The sequence below is a fragment of the Streptomyces sp. A2-16 genome, assembly GCF_018128905.1.
Classification (GTDB): domain Bacteria; phylum Actinomycetota; class Actinomycetes; order Streptomycetales; family Streptomycetaceae; genus Streptomyces.
The window spans coordinates 8,107,240-8,125,797 of the sequence record NZ_CP063808.1 but is presented as its reverse complement, the minus strand read 5'-3'; the positions used below and the strand labels follow the sequence as shown (position 1 = coordinate 8,125,797).

The window sequence follows — 18,558 nt, the reverse complement described above, 5'->3', positions numbered from 1 at the left end:
TCGCTCATTTCGTGCCTCCCTGCGGGGCGCGGTCCATGACCTGCGCGAGCCCCGGATACGTGCGCAACTTCGCCAGCCCCTTGGACGCCTGGCTCTTGACCGTGCCCGGCGAGCAGCCGAGCACCTCGGCGACCTCCGCCTCCGACAGGTCCTCCCAATAGCGCATGACGACCACCGCCCGCTGCCTGGGCGGCAGTCCGGCCAGCGCCCCCAGCAGGACACCCCGCTCGTCGACCCGTGCCACGGACTCGTCCCGGCCCGCCCGCTCGGGCGGCGCGTCGGTGAGCGACTCCTTCACGCGCCGCTTGCGGAATCGGTCGCTGTTGCACGTGACGAGCATCCGCCGGACGTAAGCCTCAGGGTTGTCGCTGCCCGAGACACGCCGCCAGGAGCGGTACGCCTTCGCCAGCGCCGTCTGCGTCAGGTCCTCGGCGTGATGGGCGTCGCCGGTGAGCAGATAGGCGGTCCGCACGAGGTGCGACCATCTGGCTCTGACGAATTCCTGGAACCGATCCTCTTGTTCGGCCTGCATCTAGCACCCTCCCTCGCCCCTCAGACCACGGGGGGAGCCGATTCGGTTGCCCGTGCGACGACGAGGGGTTCGAATGTGTCCATGAACGGGTGGGAGGAACAGGGGCCGGGCATCCTCAGGCTGCCGTCAGGACGCCTGGTGCGGGGACGAGGACTGCGGAACCGGCTGGATCCGGCCGCGCCGACACCGTCGTACGGCGTCTATCTGCTCGGTGACAGGCCGCCGGAGGTCGCCTGGGAGGCCCGCTGGCTTCGCTGGCCGGACTTCCGGCTGCCCGCGGACCGCGCGGAGGCCCGGGAGGTGCTCACCGAGGCCTGGCGGCGGTCCGCCGGCGAACGGGTGGAGATCGCCTGCGGCGGAGGCAAGGGCCGCACCGGAACGGCCCTCGCCTGCCTGGCGGTTCTGGACGGCGTGCCGCCCGGGACGGCGGTCGCCTACGTGCGCGAGCACTACGACCGGCGAGCGGTGGAGACGCCCTGGCAGCGCCGGTACGTCCGGCGGTTCTGAGCCCTCAGCCCAGCACGCCGGCGACCACCGCGGCCGCGTCGGCGACCAGCGCGTCGTCGCGTACGGCGTCCGGCTCGGGCATGGTCGACAGCACGGACAGGACGATCGGGTCGCCGTCCCCGGTCCACACGACACCCACGTCGTTGGCCGTGCCGTAGGAGCCGCTGCCCGTCTTGTCGGCGATCGTCCAGGTCTTCGGCAGACCCGCGTGGAAGCGGTTCACGCTGGTCGTGTTGCTCAGCAGCCAGTGCGTGAGCAGCTCCCGGTCCCGGCGCTCCAGGGCGTCGCCGAGGACCAGCCGGCCGTAGGTGCGGCCGATGGCGTACGGGCTCGTCGTGTCCGTGCGCTGCCACGGCTCGGCGGTGTTGAGCTCGGGCTCCCAGCGGTCGAGCCGGGTCACCCCGTCGCCGAGGGAACGGGCGAAGCGGGTGATCGCGGTGGGGCCGCCGAGTTCCCGCAGGAGGAGGTTGCCGGCCGTGTTGTCGCTGTAGGTGATGGCCACCTCGGCGAGCTCGGCGATCGTCATGCCCTCCGCGAGGTGCTCGGCCGTCCGGTCCGAGCCCGGGATCACCAGGTCGTCCTCGGTGTAGTGGATGCGGCGGGCCAGCACCTCGCCGTGCCGGTCGAGGTCGCGCAGCACGGCGGCGGCCGCGACGGCCTTGAACACGGAACACATGGGGAAGCGCTCGTCGGCGCGGTAGCGGACGGACCGGCGGGTCGGGACGTGGTGCGCGAAGACGCCCAGCCGGGCGTCGTACCGCTCCTCCAGGGCGCGCAGCCGGGCGGCGACACCGTCGGCGGCGTACGCGGCCGTGCCGGTCAGGAGCGTGGCCGCACCGGCCGCACCGGCCAGCAGGGCGCGTCGGGACAGCTTTCCGGAGCCTAAGATCTCGCTCTCCTTCGTTCGGGGAATGAAGTCGATCTCCGCATTGACCGACGCCGCCGGTCATCCCTTGGTTGCGCCGCCGTGGCGAGTGGTGCGCTCACTCGCAGTGGAGGTCCTCGGCGGGGCGCTTGCCGGTGGCCAGGAAGCGGGACACCGCCGCGTCGCCGCACGCCGTGCCGTTGCCCAGGTAGGCGTCATGGCCGGTGGAGTCGTTGAGGACCATGACGGCACGTCGGCCGAGTGCCGCGCGCAGCTTGAGGGCACCGCTGAGCGGGGTGGCCACGTCCCGTTCGTTCTGGACCATCAGGATGTCGGCCGGACCGCGGTCGGTGACATGCACCGGCGCCTCCCTCGGCTCCCAGGGCCAGGCGGCACACGTCATCGCGTTCCTCGGCATGCCCCCGGTCAGCGGGAACGCGGCACGGCTCCTCGCCACGTCCTCGCGGTACACCGCCGGGTCGCTCGGCCAGTCGGCGTCGTTGCAGATGGTGGCGGCGCCGACGGCGGTGACGTTCTGGAGCACGGCCTCGGGCGGCCCGGCCGGCGCGGGCGGGCCCGTGCCCTTGCGTGCGGCGAGGATCAGCTTGGCGAGAGCCGGGTAGTCGTCCGGGTCGTAGAAGGAGTCGAGCATCGTCTGGCGCAGGACGTTGCCGTTCAGTTCCTCGGGGTTGGCGCCGGGCCAGGGGATCGGCTCGCGGTCCAGGCGGGCGGCCAGGCGCAGGAAGAGCGGGCGCACCTCGGCGGCCGTGTCGGCCAGCCGGTCCGGATTGCCGGGCGTGGAGGCCCACTTGGCGAACTCGGGGAAGTTGTCCTCGGCGCCCCGTTCGAACGCGGCGAGCCAGGCCCGCTCCGCGAGGACGGGGTCCGCGTCGTCGTTGCTGTCCAGGACGACCCGGTCGGTGCGCCGCGGGAACAACTGGAGGTAGGCGTCGGTGACATAGGTCCCGTACGACACGCCCCACATGGACACCTTGCGCTCGCCGAGCGCGGCCCGCACGCGGTCGAGGTCACGGGCCTCGTTGAGGGTGCTGATGTGCCGGATCAGCTCGCTGCCGTTGCGCGCGCACGCCTCGGAGACGCGCTTTGCCGCAGCCATGTTCGCCTCGACCGAGCCGTCCGCGGCGGGCCAGGGCAGGAGCGTGGTACGGGCCAGGTCCCGGTGCTCGAGCCCGCAGTCGACGGCCGTCGAGGGCGCCATCCCGCGCGGCGCGAAGCCGATCAGGTCGTAGGCGTCCCGCACTTTCTTCGGCAGTTTCTGCCCCTTGCCGGAGGGGTCGTTCATGCTGTCGCCGCCGGGTCCGCCGGGGACCAGCAGCAGGGCACCGCGCCGGGCGCCGGGATTCTCGCTGCGGATGCGGGAGACGGCGATCCCGATCTTCGGACCGTCCGGGTCGGCGTAGTCCATCGGCACGGCGACGGTCGCGCACCGCTGGCGCGGATCGACGCCGCTGCCCGCGCACTTGGTCCACTTCAGAGCCGGGGCACCGGAGCCGGCGGCGGTGGAGTCGGAGACGGTGGCGGAGGCGGACAGCGGGGTCAGGACACCGAGGACGACACCGGAGGCGGCGGTGATCAGGGCGAGGCCTTTCGTCATCTGCTTCATGGCCATGAGCCTCGCCGAGCCCGCGCGTTCCCCCCATCCGGCCAACTGCCGTGTCGGCACGGGGGTTTACCCCATGCCACCGGCTCCGGAATTCCCCCTGCGCGGACATTCGCCGACCCGCGCAGACATTATCCGCGCGGTTTTCGAATGGCTTGATCGAACTGTCTCGTACAGGTTCCGCACGGACAGCCGCGGTGAACCATTGGCCATGACAAACATCCTTGCAAAGGACGAGTGAAACCCGAAAAGGCGGGGGAGTTCGGGAGAATGGGAGTCGGGAGGGAATCGGTGACGAAAATGCCCGTGGGTTCGTACGTCGTGGACACCCGTACCGGGAGGTTCGGCGTCGTGATGGGGCATGAGGGGCCGTACGTCCAGCTCAGACCGTACGGCGGCGGCAGGGAGTGGGACGCGGCGCCGGACGCGGTACGGGAAGCCGCCCCGGCAGAGCGGCCCACGGTCACCGCGCCGCCACCGGCCACTCCAGCATCCGCCCCTCGTGCAGACGGGGAATCCGGGGGACACAGGTCACCGGGGTCCGCTTCTCCAGTGCCTCGCACAGATCCACGAGCATGAGATCCATGCGCGGCCACAGCATGCGGTACTCGGGATCACCGAACGACATTTCCCCGATTTCTCCCGCGTGCTGCGGCCGGTGGTCCACGAACAGCAGATCCCCGCAGATGTTCCGGGCGAGGGGAACCCACCGGATGTCGGCCGTCCGGCCGACGACCAGGTCCTCCTCGCCCTCCTCGAGGGCGTCCTCCACCGTCGCGACGAGATCCCGGTGCGCCTCCAGGATCCCGTCGACGTCCAGCAGGCCGTAATCGAGGAGAAAGGCGCCGGGTTCGGTACTGGCCCGCCGCGCGACGACTCCGTCGTGCAGCTCCAGAGTCGCAGCCATGTCGTCGTGCACGGCGAAGCCGAGCCCGTCCGCCGGCCGCCCGAGCTCACCGTCCGCGCAGCCCGGCCGCAGCGTGGCGAGGTCCGCCGGTGCGTGCGCGCCGAGCCAGTCGGTGAAGCGCTGCCACAGCGCGACGAGATCAGGTGTTCCGGAGGTCATGGGAGCTGTGTACCGGACTGCGGCGGGCACGGTTCCCGGGTAGGCGAGAATGGGCTCATGCATCTGTTCCGCGACGACGCCATCGTGCTGCGCACCCGGACGCCGGGTGAGGCGGACCGGATCGTGCCGGGCCTCCCCGGGGGGCGGCGACCCCGATCGGGCACCCGCGGGGGTGTGCGATGAGTCTCTTCCGGGACGACGGGGTCGTGCTGCGGACGCAGAAGCTCGGGGAAGCGGACCGGATCATCACGCTGCTCACGCGCGGGCACGGGCGGGTGCGGGCCGTGGCCCGAGGGGTGCGGCGGACGAAGTCGAAGTTCGGCGCGCGGCTGGAGCCCTTCTCACACGTCGACGTGCAGTTCTTCGCCCGGGGGAGCGAACTGGTCGGGCGCGGGCTGCCGCTGTGCACCCAGAGCGAGACCATCGCGCCCTACGGCGGCGGGATCGTCGCCGACTACGCCCGGTACACCGCCGGGACGGCCATGCTGGAGACCGCCGAGCGGTTCACCGACCACGAGGGCGAGCCCGCCGTGCAGCAGTACCTGCTGCTGGTCGGCGCCCTGCGCACCCTCGCCAGGGGCGAGCACGCGCCCCACCTCGTCCTCGACGCCTTCCTGCTGCGCTCCCTCGCGGTCAACGGCTACGCCCCCAGCTTCAGCGACTGCGCGAAGTGCGGCATGTCCGGCCCGAACCGCTTCTTCTCGGTGGCCGCCGGAGGCTCGGTCTGCGTGGACTGCCGGGTGCCCGGCAGCGTCGTACCGTCGCCGCAGACCCTGGAACTTCTCGCCGCGCTGCTTACGGGAGACTGGGAGACCGCGGACGCGAGCGAGCCGCGGCACGTCCGGGAGGGCAGCGGGCTGGTGTCCGCCTACCTGCACTGGCACATGGAGCGCGGGCTGAGATCCCTGCGCTACGTAGAGAAGCAACCCTGAGAGGGAGACGAGAACCACCATGGTCGTACGCGGGATCCTCGGTCGTCAGCGCCGCGAGTACAGGACGCCTGAGCCGCACCCGTCCGGGGCCCGCGCGCCCAAGCTCCCCGGTGAGCTGATCCCCGAGCACGTGGCGATCGTCATGGACGGGAACGGCCGCTGGGCCAAGGAGCGCGGCCTGCCGAGGACGGAAGGGCACAAGGTCGGCGCCGAGCGGGTCCTCGACGTGCTGCAGGGCGCGATCGAGGCCGGCGTGAAGAACATCTCGCTCTACGCCTTCTCCACCGAGAACTGGAAGCGTTCGCCCGACGAGGTCCGCTTCCTCATGAACTTCAACCGCGACTTCATCCGCAAGACCCGTGACCAGCTCGACGAGCTCGGGATCCGGGTGCGCTGGGTGGGCCGGATGCCCAAGCTGTGGAAGTCCGTCGCCAAGGAGCTCCAGGTCGCCCAGGAGCAGACCAAGGACAACGACAAGCTGACCCTCTACTTCTGCATGAACTACGGCGGCCGCGCCGAGATCGCCGATGCCGCGCAGGCCCTCGCCGAGGACGTGAAGGCGGGCCGCCTCGACCCGTCCAAGGTCACCGAGAAGACCCTCGCGAAGTACCTGTACTACCCGGACATGCCCGACGTGGACCTCTTCCTGCGGCCCAGCGGCGAGCAGCGCACCTCCAACTACCTGCTCTGGCAGAGCGCCTACGCCGAGATGGTCTTCCAGGACGTCCTGTGGCCCGACTTCGACCGCCGTGACCTGTGGCGGGCCTGCGTCGAGTTCGCCTCCCGGGACCGCCGCTTCGGTGGGGCCGTCCCGAACGAGGAGCTGCTCGCCATGGAGGAAGCGATGAAGGGCGACCCGGAGGCCTGAGGCCCCCGACCCGCCCTTCGTCACTCAAGGGATCAGCTCGTCGTCACCGCCGTGTCGTCGATCACGAAGCTCGTCTGGAGCGAGGAGTCCTCGACACCGGTGAACTTCAGGGTGACCGTCTGACCGGCGAAGGCCGACAGGCTGAAGGACTTCTGGACGTATCCACTGGCCGCGTTGAGGTTCGAGTACGTGGCCAGGGTCGTCGAACCGGCGGTCACCGTCAGCTTGTCGTACTGGGTGCTGGTGGTGGTCTCCGCCGTGTCGACGTGCAGGTAGAAGGTGAACGTCGTGCCCGTGCAGCCGCTCGGGACGGTCACCGACTGGGAGAGCGTGTCGGTGTGGGTGGAGCCGTAGCCGTCCAGCCACGCCTTGTAGGAGCCGGTGCGGGCGGCCTGGTCGCTGTCGTTGGTGATCACACCGCTGGACGCGGTCCAGGTCGTGTTGCCGGACTCGAAGCCCGCGTTGCCCAGCAGCTGCGCCGAGGTGCAGCTGCCGCCGCCGGCGGCGTTCACGGTCCAGGTGAAGGACGCCGTGCCGGTGGCCCCGGTGCTGTCGGTGACCGTGACGGTCGTGCTGTACGACCCCGCGGTCGTCGGCGTACCGGAGATCGCACCGGTGGAGGAGCTGATCGACAACCCGGTGGGCAGACCGGTGGCCGCGTAGGTCAGTGAGCCGCTGTTGGTGCTGCTCGCGCCGATCTGGAGGCTCACGGCCGTGCCGACCGTCGAGGTCTGGCTGCCCGGGTTGGTCACCGTCACGCCGGTCGACGGCACGGTGATGTGGCTGCCGACGTTGATGCCGGCGAACGCGTTGCCGACTCCGGCGTACTGCGTGGAGCTGCTGCCGTAGAGGGCGGCGGCCGCGTTCAGGGCGGCGGTGCGGGCGCCCGCGTAGGTGGTGCTGGACGTCATGTACGTCGTCAGCGCCTTGTACCAGATCTGCAGGGCGGCGGCCCGGCCGATCCCGGCGACGGCGACCCCGTCGGAGGTCGTGCTGGTGTAGGTGACGCCGTTGATGGTCTTGGTGCCGCTGCCCTCGGAGAGCAGGTAGAACATGTGGTTCGCGGGCCCGGACGAGTAGTGCACGTCGAGGTTGCCGACCCCCGAGTACCAGCTGTCCGCCGAACCGCCGTCCTTGCTCGGCTTGTCCATGTAGCGCAGCGGGGTGCCGTCGCCGTTGATGTCGATCTTCTCGCCGATGAGGTAGTCGCCGACGTCGGAGGAGTTGTTCGCGTAGAACTCCACGCCGGTGCCGAAGATGTCGGAGGTGGCTTCGTTGAGGCCGCCGGACTCGCCGGTGTAGTTGAGGCCCGCCGTGTTCGAGGTGACGCCGTGGGTCATCTCGTGCCCGGCCACGTCCAGCGAGGTCAGCGCGTGGGTGCCGCCCGAGCCGTCGCCGTAGGTCATGCAGAAGCAGTCGTCGTCCCAGAAGGCGTCGACCCGGACAGCGTGGTGCCCAGGGTGACCGTGCCGCTGTACTGGCTGTTGCCGGTGCCGGTCTCGACGCCCTCGAAGCGGGAGAGCTCGGCGCCGGTCGTGGCGTCGGTGATGACGTGCAGCTTGCTGGGAGTGCCGTCGTCCTGGAAGCCGGAGACCACCGTCTCCCAGGCGAGCTTCGGGGTGCCCGAGCCGGCCCAGATCACCTTGCGGGCGCTCTGCGCGGCGGGGTTCTCGGCCTTGAGCGCCTCGGCGGTCCTCAGCGCCTTGGTCTCGGCGGCCGCCTTGCCGAAGGCGGCGGTCGTGGACTTGACCGAGACGGTACGGCGGTTGTTGTTGAAGGTGGTGCTCACGGTGCCGGCGGCCGTCGAGGCCGGGGGCGTGTGCACGACCAGGTCGCCGCCGAGGACGGGCAGGCCGTCGTAGGTGCGCTCGTAGCGGGTGTGCAGGGTGCCGTCGTTGTCCTTGACGACGTCCTTGACGACCAGCTTCTCCTTGGCGCCGAGGCCCAGGGAGTCGGCGGTCGCCCCGGCCCTGCCGGACGCGCTCTTGATCAGTGCCGTGCGCTGGGCCGGCGAGAGCTTGGCCTCCAGGCCGCCGGTGCGCAGCGGGCTGGGGTGGGGGGAGGCGGGCCCGGCGGCGGCGGGGACCGTCTGGACGCCTACGGCGAGGAGGGACGCGGCGGCCACCAGGGACGCGGCGAGGGCGGATCTTCGTGGGGAGGGTCTCACTCGTACTCCTACTGCGACGACGGGGGTGGAGGTGCCGTGCGGGAACTGCGTGAGAGCTGGCAGGAGAGTGGCACGGTTGTCCGGGTCATGTCATGCAGTGGAGTGGGAGCCAAGGGTTATCCCTCGGCTCCGCTGTGAGTCGCTTGTGGGTCAGGCCTGGGCGGCAGCGCAGTCCGCGCAGGTGCCGAAGATCTCCACGGTGTGCGCCACGTTGACGTAGCCGTGCTCGGCGGCGATCGCGTCGGCCCACTTCTCGACGGCCGGACCCTCGACCTCCACGGCCTTGCCGCAGACCCGGCAGACCAGGTGGTGATGGTGGTCGCCGGAGGAGCAGCGGCGGTAGACGGACTCGCCGTCGGAGGTGCGCAGGACGTCGACCTCGCCCGCGTCGGCGAGGTTCTGGAGGGTCCGGTAGACCGTGGTCAGACCGACGGCGTCGCCCTTGTGCTTGAGCATGTCGTGCAGTTCCTGCGCGCTGCGGAACTCGTCGACCTCGTCGAGGGCCGCCGCCACGGCGGCCCGCTGCCGGGTGGCGCGGCCCTTCACGGGCGGTCCTGCGGTCGTCACGGGTTCCTCCTTCGTTCGGCACCTGCCGGGCCATTGTGCCAGCCCGGCCTGTGCCCGGTCAGACGCCGACCGTGCCCTCCGGTTCCCGAGTGGCCGGAATCGCACACTCGGCGGGGTCTCCGGCCGGCTGCCGGGCGGCGAGCGCGCGGGCGCGGCGCCGGGCCAGCGGGGTGGCGAGGGCGGTCAGCAGGACGAAGGCGGCGATGGTCAGCAGCACGATCGTCGCGCCGGGCGGCACGTCCTGGTAGTACGAGGTCACGGTGCCGCCGATCGTCACGGTCACCCCGATCGCGACCGCGATGGCGAAGGTGGCCGCGAAGCTCCGGCTGAGCTGCTGCGCCGCCGCCACCGGCACCACCATCAGCGCGCTGACCAGCAGCAGTCCGACCACCCGCATGGCGACGGTCACCGTCACCGCGGCCGTGACCGCCGTCAGCAGGTTGAGCGCGCGCACCGGGAGACCGGTGACCCGGGCGAACTCCTCGTCCTGGCTGACCGCGAAGAGCTGCCTGCGCAGCCCGAGGGTGACGAGCACGACGAACGCGGCCAGCACGCAGATCGCGGTCACGTCGGACTGGCTCACCGTCGACAGGGAGCCGAACAGGTACGAGGTCAGGTTGGCGTTGGAGCCGCCGGGTGCGAGGTTGATGAACATCACGCCGCCGGCCATACCGCCGTAGAAGAGCATCGCGAGCGCGATGTCGCCCCGGGTCTTGCCGTACCAGCGGATCAGCTCCATGAGGACCGCGCCGAGCACCGAGACCAGGGTCGCCATCCACACCGGCGACCAGGAGAGCAGGAAGCCGAGGCCGACGCCGGTCATCGCGACATGGCCGATGCCGTCGCCCATGAGGGCCTGGCGGCGCTGGACGAGGTAGATGCCGACGGCGGGCGCGGTGATGCCGACCAGGACGGCGGCGAGCAGGGCCCGCTGCATGAAGGCGTAGTCGAGGAAGTCCATCAGCTCAGCAGTCCTGTGCGCATCGGCTCGTGCTCGTGGGGGTGGACGTGGTCGTGGCCGGGCAGGGCGTGCTGACCGACCGCGCGTGGGGGAGGACCGTCGTGCAGGACGCAACCGTCCCGCAGGACGACCGCGCGGTCGATCAGCGGTTCGAGGGGGCCCAGTTCGTGCAGGACGAGCAGGACCGTGGCGCCCTGGGCCACCTGTTCCTTCAGCGTCCGCGCCAGCACCTCCTGGCTCGCCAGGTCCACGCCCGCCATCGGCTCGTCCATGATCAGGAGTTCGGGTTCGGCGGCGAGGGCGCGGGCGATCAGCACGCGCTGGTGCTGGCCGCCGGAGAGGGCGTTGACCGAGTCCTTCGCGCGGTCCGCCATGCCGACCAGCTCCAGGGCCCGTCGTACGGCCTCGTGGTCCGCCCTGCGCAGGACGCCGAAGCGGGCGCGGGACAGCCGCCCGGAGGAGACGATCTCGGTGACGGTGGCGGGGACCCCGCCCGCGGCGGTGGTGCGCTGCGGGACGTAGCCGACCCGCGCCCAGTCCCTGAAGCGCCCGCGCGGGGTGCCGAAGAGCTCGATCTCCCCGGCGGCCGCGGACACTTGGCCGATGATCGTGCGGATCGCGGTGGACTTGCCGGAGCCGTTGGCGCCGAGCAGCGCGACGACCTCACCGCGGTGCACGGTGAGGTCGATGCCCCGCAGGACGGGGCGCGAGCCCAGATCGGCGCGGACTCCGCGCAGCGCGACGACGGGCTCGGTCATGCCGTCCTCCGGTGTCATTTCGCTCCCAGGGCGCCCTGCAGGGCCTTGAGGTTGGCTTCCTGGACCGAGAAGTAGTCCTTGCCGCGGGACTTCTCGGTGATGCCCTCGATCGGGTCGAGGACGTCCGTCTTCAGCCCGGCGTCGGAGGCGATGGTCTTCGCGGTCCTGTCGCTGACGAGCGTCTCGTAGAAGACGGTCGTGACGCCGTCGGCCTTCGCCATCTTCTCAAGGTCCTTGACGCGGTCGGCGCTCGGCTCCGACTCGGGGTCGAGGCCGTTGATGGCCTCCTCGGTGAGGCCGTAGCGCTCGGCGAGGTAGCCGAAGGCGGCGTGGGTGGTGATGAAGACCTTGGTGCCGGTGTTCGCGAGGCCGTCCTTGAACTGGGTGTTCAGGGCGTCCAGCTTCTTCACCAGGGCCGCGGTGTTGGCCTTGTAGTCGGCGGCGTGGTCGGGGTCGGCCTTCTCGAAGGCGGCGCCGACGCCCTTGGCGACCTCGGAGTACTTCACCGGGTCGAGCCAGATGTGGGGGTCCTTGCCGCCGGATTCCTCGCCGTGTTCGTCGTCGTGCTCGGCCGCGTGGCCGCCGACCTCGTTGCCGTGCTCCTCCAGGGAGGTCAGCGCGGCCGCGTCGATCTTGGTCTTGATCTCGGACTGGGAGACCGCGTCGTCGACGGAGGGCTGGAGGTTCTTCAGGTAGAGCACCGCGTCGGACTCCTGGAGCTGCGCGGTCTGCTTGGCGCTGATCTCCAGGTCGTGCGGCTCCTGACCGGGCTGGGTCAGGCTGGTGACGTGCACGTGGTCCCCGCCGATCTGCTCGGCGAGGAAGGCCATCGGGTAGAAGGACGCGACGACGTCGAACTTGTCGGTGTTGCCCGCGGCGGCGCTGTCGGTGGAGCACGCGGAGAGGGCGGCGAGGGCGCCGGCGGCAGCGACCGTGGGTATGAGGCGGCGTCGTACGTTCATGACAGTCATTTTCATCAAATATGGAAACCGTTGTCAACAAAGTCCGGGTCGCGAACCGATTTGATACGGGGGGTGGCGGCGCCGGTAACCTGAGGCATTCGCTGCCGTCCATTCGTCATGAAGAGAGCACCGTGGCCGCCGACAAGATCGACACCATCGTCAGCCTGAGCAAGCGCCGGGGCTTCGTTTTCCCCTGTAGTGAGATCTACGGCGGTCAGCGCGCCGCCTGGGACTACGGACCGCTGGGTGTCGAGCTCAAGGAGAACCTGAAGCGCCAGTGGTGGCGTTACATGGTGACGTCCCGCGAGGACGTGGTCGGTATCGACTCGTCCGTGATCCTGGCCCCCGAGGTCTGGGTCGCCTCCGGTCACGTGGCCACCTTCTCCGACCCGTTGACCGAGTGCACCTCCTGCCACAAGCGGTTCCGTGCGGACCACCTGGAGGAGGCGTACGAGGCCAAGAAGGGGCACGCCCCGGAGAACGGCCTCGCGGACGTGAACTGCCCCAACTGCGGCAACAAGGGCCAGTTCACCGAGCCCAAGCAGTTCTCGGGTCTGCTCTCCACCCACCTCGGCCCGACGCAGGACACCGGCTCCATCGCCTACCTGCGTCCCGAGACCGCACAGGGAATCTTCACCAACTTCGCCCAGGTGCAGACCACTTCGCGCCGCAAGCCGCCGTTCGGCATCGCGCAGATGGGCAAGTCCTTCCGCAACGAGATCACGCCCGGCAACTTCATCTTCCGCACCCGCGAGTTCGAGCAGATGGAGATGGAGTTCTTCGTCAAGCCGGGCGAGGACGAGAAGTGGCAGGAGTACTGGATGGAGCAGCGCTGGAACTGGTACACGGGCCTCGGTCTCCGCGAGGAGAACATGCGCTGGTACGAGCACCCGGCCGAGAAGCTCTCGCACTACTCCAAGCGCACCGCCGACATCGAGTACCGCTTCCAGTTCGGCGGCAACGAGTGGGGTGAGCTGGAGGGTGTGGCCAACCGCACCGACTACGACCTCGGCGCCCACTCCAAGGCCTCCGGCCAGGACCTCTCCTTCTTCGACCAGGAGGCCGGCGAGCGCTGGACGCCGTACGTCATCGAGCCCGCGGCCGGTGTCGGCCGCGCGATGCTGGCGTTCCTGCTCGACGCCTACGTCGAGGACGAGGCCCCCAACGCCAAGGGCAAGCTGGAGAAGCGCACGGTGCTGCGCCTCGACCACCGCCTCGCCCCGGTGAAGGTCGCGGTCCTGCCGCTGTCCCGCAACCCCGAGCTGTCGCCGAAGGCCAAGGGTCTCGCCGCCGCGCTGCGCCAGAACTGGAACATCGAGTTCGACGACGCCGGCGCGATCGGCCGCCGCTACCGCCGCCAGGACGAGATCGGCACGCCGTACTGCGTGACCGTCGACTTCGACACGCTCGAGGACAACGCGGTGACGGTCCGCGAGCGGGACTCCATGAAGCAGGAGCGGGTGTCGCTGGACCAGATCGAGGGCTACCTGGCCGGCCGCCTCGTCGGCTGCTAGGTCCCCTGCTGTCACTGGCCCCCGATACAGGTCCCTCTTTGGTCCTGTATCGGGGGCCGCTGCGTGTCCAGGCTGGCCCCATGAGCCTCGCCTTCCTCCTCACCACCCTCGTGGTGGTCGCCACTCCCGGCACCGGTGTCGTCTACACGCTGGCCGCCGGGCTCTCCCGCGGCCGTCGCGCGAGCGTCGTCGCCGCGTTCGCCTGCACCCTCGGGATCGTGCCGCACGTCCTGGCCGGCGTCACCGGGCTCGCCGCACTGCTGAACGCCAGTGCCGTGGCGTTCCAGGCGGTGAAGTACGCCGGGGTCGCCTACCTCCTGTACATGGCCTGGGCGACCGTGCGGGACAAGGAGGTGATCGACGTCGACCGGGACGGCGCGCCCCGGTCCGCGGGCCGGGTGATCGTCCGAGGGGTGCTGATCAACCTCCTCAACCCGAAGCTGACGATCTTCTTCTTCGCGTTCCTGCCCCAGTTCGTGAGCCCGGCCGAACCGCACGCCCTGCCGCGCATGCTCGCCCTGAGCGGGGTCTTCATGCTGGCCACCTTCGTGGTCTTCGCCGGGTACGGGGTGCTCGCGGCCTCGGTCCGCACCCATGTGATCTCACGGCCCCGGGTGATGGCGTGGCTGCGGCGGACGTTCGCGGGGTCCTTCGTGCTGCTGGGGGCCAAGCTGGCCACGACCGACGTGTGAACGCGGAGGAACGGCGGCGGCAGGTGACGGCGGGCGGCAGCTGACAGCTGACAGATATTGAAATCTGTCAGCTGTCATGGCAGGGTGGGCGGCATGACGATGCGAACCCGAACCCTCGGAACCACCGGCCCCCAGGTCTCCGCCCTCGGCCTCGGCTGCATGGGCATGTCCGCGCTGTACGGCGACGCGGACCGCACGGAGTCCATCGCGACGATCCACGCCGCCCTGGAGGCGGGCGTGACCCTGCTCGACACCGGCGACTTCTACGCCATGGGGCACAACGAGATGCTGATCGGTGAGGCGCTGCGCACCGCGCCCGCCGCACGGCGCGAACAGGCCCTGCTGAGCGTCAAGTTCGGCGCCCTGCGCGGCCCCGGCGGCGAATGGGCCGGCTACGACGGCCGCCCCGCCGCCGTGAAGAACTTCGCCGCGTACTCCCTCCAGCGCCTCGGCGTCGACCACATCGACGTCTACCGCATCGCCCGGCTCGACCCCGACGTCCCGATCGAGGAGACGGTCGGCGCGATCGCCGAACTCGTCGAGCAGGGCTACGTCCGGCACGTGGGCCTCAGCGAGGTCGGCGCCGAGACGATCCGCCGGGCCGCGGCCACCGCGCCCGTCGCGGACCTCCAGATCGAGTACTCCCTGATCAGCCGGGGCATCGAGCGGTCCGTCCTGTCGACCACCCGCGAGCTGGGCATCTCGATCACCGCGTACGGAGTCCTGTCCCGTGGCCTGATCTCCGGCCACTTCACCGCCGACCGGCGGCTCGGGACGGACGACTTCCGCGCCCACTCGCCCCGCTTCCAGGGGGACAACCTCCGGCACAACCTGAACCTGGTGGAGGCCCTGCGCAAGCTCGCCGAGCAGAAGGGCGTCTCGGTCGCGCAGATCGCCATCGCCTGGGTGCTCGCCCAGGGCGAGGACATCGTCCCGCTGATCGGCGCCCGCAGCCGGGAGCGGCTCACCGAGTCGCTGGGCGCCCTGGACGTCGTACTGGACGCGGACGACCTGGCCGCGATCGAGGCGGCCGTGCCCGCCGACGCGGCCGCCGGTGAGCGGTACGCGCCCGCCGCGATGGCCCATCTGGACAGCGAGCGCTGACCGTGGCGCCCGGTACGGTCTAGGACATGGCACCGACCACCGAGACCCTGACCGCCGAGCGCATCCTCGAAGCCACCGAGGAGGTGCTGCGCCGCCACGGCCCGGCCAAGGCCACCGTGGTCGACGTGGCCCGCGCGCTCGGCGTCAGCCACGGCAGCGTCTACCGGCACTTCCGGACGAAGGCGGCGCTGCGGGAAGCAGTGACGAAGCGGTGGCTGGACCGGGCGACGGGCATGCTGGCCGCGATCGCCGAGGCGGACCGCGACCCGCAGACCCGGCTGCGGGACTGGCTCGCCGCGCTCTTCGAGGCCAAGCGCCGCAAGGCGGGCGACGATCCGGAACTGTTCGCCACGTACACGGTCCTGACCGGCGAGAACGTCGAGGCGGTCATCGAGCACATCACCGAGCTGACCGGCCAGCTGACCCGCATCGTCCAGGACGGCGCCGACGCGGGCACCTTCACCGTCACCGACCCGGCCACCACGGCCCGCGCCCTCTTCCAGGCCACCGGCCGCTTCCACGACCCCTGCTACGCCCGGGAGTGGGAACAGCCGGGCGTGGAGGAGGAGTTCACGGCAGTGGTGGACCTGCTCACACGCGGTCTCAGGGCCTGACGGCCGCTACGTCTGGGACGGGTCCACCGTCGCCTGGTGCGCCTGCGCCAGATGTTCCTCCGCCTTCAGCCAGGGCAGGAACTGCGCGGCCTTGCGCCACCCGCAGGTGTCGCATCTGATCGTGCGCTGCGGGCCCTTGCGGAGCACCTGGACGACATGCTCGCGCCCGTGCTGGTCCCACCGGCTCACCTTGCTCGTGCTGGTCTGCACCATGACGCCTCGCCTCCGACGAGGAGTGTGCTGCAAGACCAACATCAACAGGAGAACCTTCACCGTGAGTTGGTCGAATCGTGAGCGGGCTCAGTCGACGACACGCGGCAGCCGCAGGCTCAGCAGTCCCGTCAGCGCCACCCCCACCAACTGCACGAGCAGGGTCGTGACCAGGGCGTCCCGCATGCCCATGCCCGGTACCAGGGCGAGGAAGAGGCTGCCGAGGGTGGCGACGCCCAGGGCCAGGGAGGCCTGCTGGGTGGTCACCATCACACCGCTGCCCACACCGGCCCGCGCGGGCGGCACCTCGGACAGGACGATCCTGAAGACCACGGGCAGTTGGAGCGCCTGGCCGACTCCCGCGATCGCGCCGCCGGGCAGCAGGGGAAGCAGGCCGAGGTCCGGCCAGGAGAAGTGCGCGGCCAGGATCATCAGGCCCAGGCCGACCCCCTGGATCAGCGCGCCCGCGGTCACCACCCGGGTGCCGTACCGGGCGATCAGCCGCGGCCCGGCGATCGACGTGAACAGGAACGTCACCGCCAGCGGGACCAGGGCCAGCCCCGCCTGGACCGGGCTGCGGCCCGCTCCCTCCTGGAGGGCCACCGCGATCACGAACATGAAGCCCGCGAAGCCCATCGAGAAGGGCAGGATCAGCAGCAGGCCGCGGCGCAGCGACACCAGCTCGAACAGGCTCGGGGGAACCAGCGGTGTACGGCCCCGGCGGTCCGCCCCGCGTTCCACCGCGAAGAACGCCGCCGCCAGGAACGGGAACGCGGCCAGCGACAGCCACGTCCACAGCGGCCAGCCCGCCGCCCTGCCCTCGGTCAGCGGGGCCAGCAGCGCCAGCAGGGTCGCCGCCAGCAGGACCGTGCCCGGACCGTCGACCGGCTCGGGGCGCGGCGAGCGGGTCTCCGGGACCGTACGGGCCGCGAGGAGCAGACCGGCCAGCACGACCGGGACGTTCACCAGGAACGCCGCCCGCCAGCTCGTGCCCGCGATGTCCGCCGCCACCAGGACACCGCCGAGGATCTGGCCCGCCACCATCGCCAGGCCGGCGGTGGCGCCGTAGAGGCCCATCGCCCGCGCCCGGCGGGGTCCGGCGGTCGCCGACTGGATGGTGGCGAGGACCTGCGGCAGCATCGCGGCCGACGCGGCGCCCTGCGCGACCCGCGCCGCGACCAGCGTCCACGCGGTCGGCGCGAGCCCGCACGCCAGCGAGGTCAGGCCGAAGGCCAGCATGCCGCCCAGGAAGAGCCGGCGCCGCCCGAAGAGATCGCCGAGCCGGCCACCGAGGACCAGCAGGACGGCGTACGCCAACCCGTAGCCCGCCACGACGAGTTCGAGGACCGACTCGCTCGCGGAGAGGTCCGCGCCGATGGTGGGCAGGGCGACGTTGACGATGAAGAAGTCGATGAGGGGGAGTGCGGCGGCGAGCAGCACCGTGAACAGTCCGAGGCCGCCCAGCTCGGGTGGCGCGGCGGCGCGGACGGGGCGTGGAGTCGTGGTTTCGGTCGTCACACCATGGAGCCTGCGCCCGCTCCCAGAGGGGTACCAGAGTTTTCTTATCCTGGTAGAAGAACCACCTGGCAACAGGGTCCGGGTGGCGGCAGGCTGGAGGCATGACGACCATGGCCCAGGAGACCGCCGTACCCGCGTCCGCGTCCCCCGCGGAGATCCGGCGCCATGAACTCGCCGCCTTCCTGCGCCACCGCCGCGAGCACATCGCCCCCGAGCAGGTCGGCCTGCCCCGCGGCCGCCGGCGCCGCACCCCGGGCCTGCGCCGGGAGGAGGTCGCCCAGCTCTCCGCGGTCGGCGTCACCTGGTACACGTGGCTGGAGCAGGCCCGTGACATCCAGGTGTCGGTGCAGGTCCTGGACGCCCTCGCCCGCGCGCTGCTCCTCGACCCCAGCGAGCGCTCGCACCTCTTCCAGCTCGCCGGGGCGGTCGACCCGACGCCCGCCACCGTCTGCCCGTCGATCACCCCCGCCATCCGGCAGGTCCTCGCACAGCTGGAGCCGGTCCCGGCCTGTGTGCAGAACAGCCGGTACGACATCCTCGCCTACAACCGCACCTACGGCCTGCTGCTGTGCGACCTGGACGCGGTGCCGCCCGAGGACCGCAACTGCATGATCCTCTCCTACACCCACGACGACTGGCGCTCCTCGATCGTCCATCTCCCCGAGGTGCAGCGCCTGATGGCCGCCCGCTTCCGTGCCACCATGGCCGGACACCTCGCCGAACCGGGCTGGAAGATGCTCCTGAAGCGGCTGCGCGCGGAGTCCCCGGAGTTCCGCGAGGTCTGGGACCGGCACGAGGTCGTCGAACACCGGAGCCGCCGCAAGGAGTTCAGGAACCGCTACGTCGGCGATGTCTCCGTCGAGCACACCGACCTGTGGCTGGGTCCCGAGGCCGGGCCGCGCATGGTGACCTACGCCCCCGCCGACGAGGAGTCCCGCCGACGCCTGGAGAAGCTGCACGCGATCGCCCTGGAACGGACGCCCGCCGTCCCGGCGTGAGCGAGATCTCAACAGGCCTTCCCCCACGGCTCCCACCTCCTGCCATGCAGCAGATGGATGCAACATGCACCTGGTGTATTGGATCGCGCCCCCGTCCGCTCG

19 protein-coding genes and 1 pseudogene are annotated in these 18,558 nt (G+C 70.9%); 9 read left to right on the top strand and 11 right to left on the bottom strand.

What is annotated here, in order from left to right:
• Window positions 1-4: 4 nt before the first annotated feature.
• A complete protein-coding gene (locus tag IOD14_RS36500; RefSeq protein WP_123989045.1) occupies window positions 5-532 on the bottom strand; it encodes a SigE family RNA polymerase sigma factor in 528 nt (175 codons plus the stop codon).
• An 81-nt stretch (window positions 533-613) separates the two neighbouring features.
• On the opposite strand from IOD14_RS36500, the gene IOD14_RS36495 reads away from it, so the two are divergent.
• The gene (locus IOD14_RS36495; RefSeq protein ID WP_123989044.1) at window positions 614-1,039 is read left to right on the top strand and encodes a protein phosphatase; all 426 of its coding nucleotides are present in this window, start codon (window positions 614-616) and stop codon (window positions 1,037-1,039) included.
• 4 nt (window positions 1,040-1,043) lie between these two features.
• Here the strand turns inward: IOD14_RS36495 and bla are convergent, their stop codons facing one another.
• Together bla and IOD14_RS36485 are read right to left on the bottom strand one after the other, a co-directional pair.
• The gene (gene bla / locus IOD14_RS36490) at window positions 1,044-1,910 is read right to left on the bottom strand and encodes a class A beta-lactamase (RefSeq protein WP_249126324.1); all 867 of its coding nucleotides are present in this window, start codon (window positions 1,908-1,910) and stop codon (window positions 1,044-1,046) included.
• Window positions 1,911-2,022: 112 nt separating this feature from the next.
• Window positions 2,023-3,528: an alpha/beta hydrolase gene (locus IOD14_RS36485; RefSeq protein WP_212672532.1), complete on the bottom strand. Its 1,506-nt coding sequence runs from the start codon at window positions 3,526-3,528 to the stop codon at window positions 2,023-2,025.
• A gap of 267 nt (window positions 3,529-3,795) precedes the next feature.
• Here IOD14_RS36485 and IOD14_RS44610 point away from each other — a divergent pair, with 267 nt between their 5' ends.
• Window positions 3,796-4,104 (top strand): hypothetical protein, encoded by a 309-nt coding sequence (locus IOD14_RS44610; RefSeq protein WP_249126156.1) that lies wholly within the window; start codon window positions 3,796-3,798, stop codon window positions 4,102-4,104.
• On the opposite strand, the gene IOD14_RS36480 is transcribed toward IOD14_RS44610, so the two are convergent.
• Window positions 3,989-4,591 carry a hypothetical protein gene (locus IOD14_RS36480; protein WP_212672531.1) on the bottom strand — a complete coding sequence of 201 codons (603 nt, stop codon included), beginning with the start codon at window positions 4,589-4,591 and terminating at the stop codon, window positions 3,989-3,991. The two genes, IOD14_RS44610 and IOD14_RS36480, sit on opposite strands and share 116 nt — an antisense overlap.
• Before the next feature lie 179 nt (window positions 4,592-4,770).
• Between IOD14_RS36480 and recO the strand changes: the two genes are divergently transcribed.
• Together recO and IOD14_RS36470 are read left to right on the top strand one after the other, a co-directional pair.
• Window positions 4,771-5,523 (top strand): DNA repair protein RecO, encoded by a 753-nt coding sequence (gene recO / locus IOD14_RS36475; protein WP_123989039.1) that lies wholly within the window; start codon window positions 4,771-4,773, stop codon window positions 5,521-5,523.
• 19 nt (window positions 5,524-5,542) lie between these two features.
• The gene (locus IOD14_RS36470; RefSeq protein WP_120052350.1) at window positions 5,543-6,391 is read left to right on the top strand and encodes an isoprenyl transferase; all 849 of its coding nucleotides are present in this window, start codon (window positions 5,543-5,545) and stop codon (window positions 6,389-6,391) included.
• Window positions 6,392-6,423: 32 nt separating this feature from the next.
• On the opposite strand, the pseudogene IOD14_RS36465 reads toward IOD14_RS36470, so the two are convergent.
• The 5 genes and pseudogenes from IOD14_RS36465 to IOD14_RS36445 all read right to left on the bottom strand — a co-directional run bounded on the left by IOD14_RS36465 (window position 6,424) and on the right by IOD14_RS36445 (window position 11,806).
• Window positions 6,424-8,558: pseudogene (locus IOD14_RS36465) on the bottom strand (M4 family metallopeptidase).
• Between the two features lie 150 nt (window positions 8,559-8,708).
• On the bottom strand, window positions 8,709-9,125 hold the full coding sequence (locus IOD14_RS36460; RefSeq protein WP_123989037.1) for a transcriptional repressor: 417 nt from the start codon (window positions 9,123-9,125) through the stop codon (window positions 8,709-8,711).
• 58 nt (window positions 9,126-9,183) lie between these two features.
• Window positions 9,184-10,086, bottom strand: coding sequence for a metal ABC transporter permease (locus IOD14_RS36455; RefSeq protein ID WP_212672530.1), 903 nt, complete (start codon window positions 10,084-10,086; stop codon window positions 9,184-9,186).
• Complete coding sequence (locus tag IOD14_RS36450; RefSeq protein WP_174269122.1) at window positions 10,086-10,862, bottom strand: metal ABC transporter ATP-binding protein; 777 nt, start codon at window positions 10,860-10,862, stop codon at window positions 10,086-10,088. The genes IOD14_RS36455 and IOD14_RS36450 overlap by 1 nt, the downstream gene beginning before the upstream one ends.
• On the bottom strand, window positions 10,859-11,806 hold the full coding sequence (locus tag IOD14_RS36445; protein WP_123989034.1) for a metal ABC transporter substrate-binding protein: 948 nt from the start codon (window positions 11,804-11,806) through the stop codon (window positions 10,859-10,861). Before IOD14_RS36445 ends, IOD14_RS36450 begins: the two co-directional genes overlap by 4 nt.
• 131 nt (window positions 11,807-11,937) lie before the next feature.
• Here IOD14_RS36445 and IOD14_RS36440 point away from each other — a divergent pair, with 131 nt between their 5' ends.
• From IOD14_RS36440 to IOD14_RS36425, 4 genes are all read left to right on the top strand, one after another.
• Entirely contained in the window at window positions 11,938-13,320 is a 1,383-nt protein-coding gene (locus tag IOD14_RS36440) for a glycine--tRNA ligase (RefSeq protein ID WP_123989033.1), read from the top strand.
• An 80-nt stretch (window positions 13,321-13,400) separates the two neighbouring features.
• Entirely contained in the window at window positions 13,401-14,012 is a 612-nt protein-coding gene (locus tag IOD14_RS36435) for a LysE family translocator (protein WP_123989032.1), read from the top strand.
• 93 nt (window positions 14,013-14,105) lie between these two features.
• Complete coding sequence (locus IOD14_RS36430) at window positions 14,106-15,116, top strand: aldo/keto reductase (RefSeq protein WP_212672529.1); 1,011 nt, start codon at window positions 14,106-14,108, stop codon at window positions 15,114-15,116.
• 26 nt (window positions 15,117-15,142) lie between these two features.
• Entirely contained in the window at window positions 15,143-15,730 is a 588-nt protein-coding gene (locus tag IOD14_RS36425) for a TetR family transcriptional regulator (protein WP_123989030.1), read from the top strand.
• A 6-nt stretch (window positions 15,731-15,736) separates the two neighbouring features.
• Here the strand turns inward: IOD14_RS36425 and IOD14_RS36420 are convergent, their stop codons facing one another.
• The gene (locus tag IOD14_RS36420; protein ID WP_123989029.1) at window positions 15,737-15,943 is read right to left on the bottom strand and encodes a hypothetical protein; all 207 of its coding nucleotides are present in this window, start codon (window positions 15,941-15,943) and stop codon (window positions 15,737-15,739) included.
• 87 nt (window positions 15,944-16,030) lie between these two features.
• Window positions 16,031-17,458: an MFS transporter gene (locus IOD14_RS36415; RefSeq protein WP_123989028.1), complete on the bottom strand. Its 1,428-nt coding sequence runs from the start codon at window positions 17,456-17,458 to the stop codon at window positions 16,031-16,033.
• A gap of 101 nt (window positions 17,459-17,559) precedes the next feature.
• Between IOD14_RS36415 and IOD14_RS36410 the strand changes: the two genes are divergently transcribed.
• Window positions 17,560-18,456: a helix-turn-helix domain-containing protein gene (locus tag IOD14_RS36410; RefSeq protein ID WP_174269121.1), complete on the top strand. Its 897-nt coding sequence runs from the start codon at window positions 17,560-17,562 to the stop codon at window positions 18,454-18,456.
• Window positions 18,457-18,558 lie beyond the last annotated feature (102 nt).

Excerpts from the sequence above, each read along its gene's own strand:
- IOD14_RS36430 (WP_212672529.1), top strand. The coding sequence starts at position 14,106 with ATGACGATGCGAACCCGAACCCTCGGAACCACCGGCCCCCAGGTCTCC.
- IOD14_RS36425 (WP_123989030.1), top strand. The coding sequence starts at position 15,143 with ATGGCACCGACCACCGAGACCCTGACCGCCGAGCGCATCCTCGAAGCC.
- IOD14_RS36445 (WP_123989034.1), bottom strand. The coding sequence starts at position 11,806 with ATGAACGTACGACGCCGCCTCATACCCACGGTCGCTGCCGCCGGCGCC.
- IOD14_RS36480 (WP_212672531.1), bottom strand. The coding sequence starts at position 4,591 with ATGACCTCCGGAACACCTGATCTCGTCGCGCTGTGGCAGCGCTTCACC.
- IOD14_RS36470 (WP_120052350.1), top strand. The coding sequence starts at position 5,543 with ATGGTCGTACGCGGGATCCTCGGTCGTCAGCGCCGCGAGTACAGGACG.
- IOD14_RS44610 (WP_249126156.1), top strand. The coding sequence starts at position 3,796 with ATGGGAGTCGGGAGGGAATCGGTGACGAAAATGCCCGTGGGTTCGTAC.
- IOD14_RS36450 (WP_174269122.1), bottom strand. The coding sequence starts at position 10,862 with ATGACACCGGAGGACGGCATGACCGAGCCCGTCGTCGCGCTGCGCGGA.
- IOD14_RS36495 (WP_123989044.1), top strand. The coding sequence starts at position 614 with ATGAACGGGTGGGAGGAACAGGGGCCGGGCATCCTCAGGCTGCCGTCA.
- IOD14_RS36485 (WP_212672532.1), bottom strand. The coding sequence starts at position 3,528 with ATGAAGCAGATGACGAAAGGCCTCGCCCTGATCACCGCCGCCTCCGGT.
- IOD14_RS36500 (WP_123989045.1), bottom strand. The coding sequence starts at position 532 with ATGCAGGCCGAACAAGAGGATCGGTTCCAGGAATTCGTCAGAGCCAGA.
- IOD14_RS36435 (WP_123989032.1), top strand. The coding sequence starts at position 13,401 with ATGAGCCTCGCCTTCCTCCTCACCACCCTCGTGGTGGTCGCCACTCCC.
- IOD14_RS36410 (WP_174269121.1), top strand. The coding sequence starts at position 17,560 with ATGACGACCATGGCCCAGGAGACCGCCGTACCCGCGTCCGCGTCCCCC.
- IOD14_RS36420 (WP_123989029.1), bottom strand. The coding sequence starts at position 15,943 with ATGGTGCAGACCAGCACGAGCAAGGTGAGCCGGTGGGACCAGCACGGG.
- recO (WP_123989039.1), top strand. The coding sequence starts at position 4,771 with ATGAGTCTCTTCCGGGACGACGGGGTCGTGCTGCGGACGCAGAAGCTC.
- IOD14_RS36455 (WP_212672530.1), bottom strand. The coding sequence starts at position 10,086 with ATGGACTTCCTCGACTACGCCTTCATGCAGCGGGCCCTGCTCGCCGCC.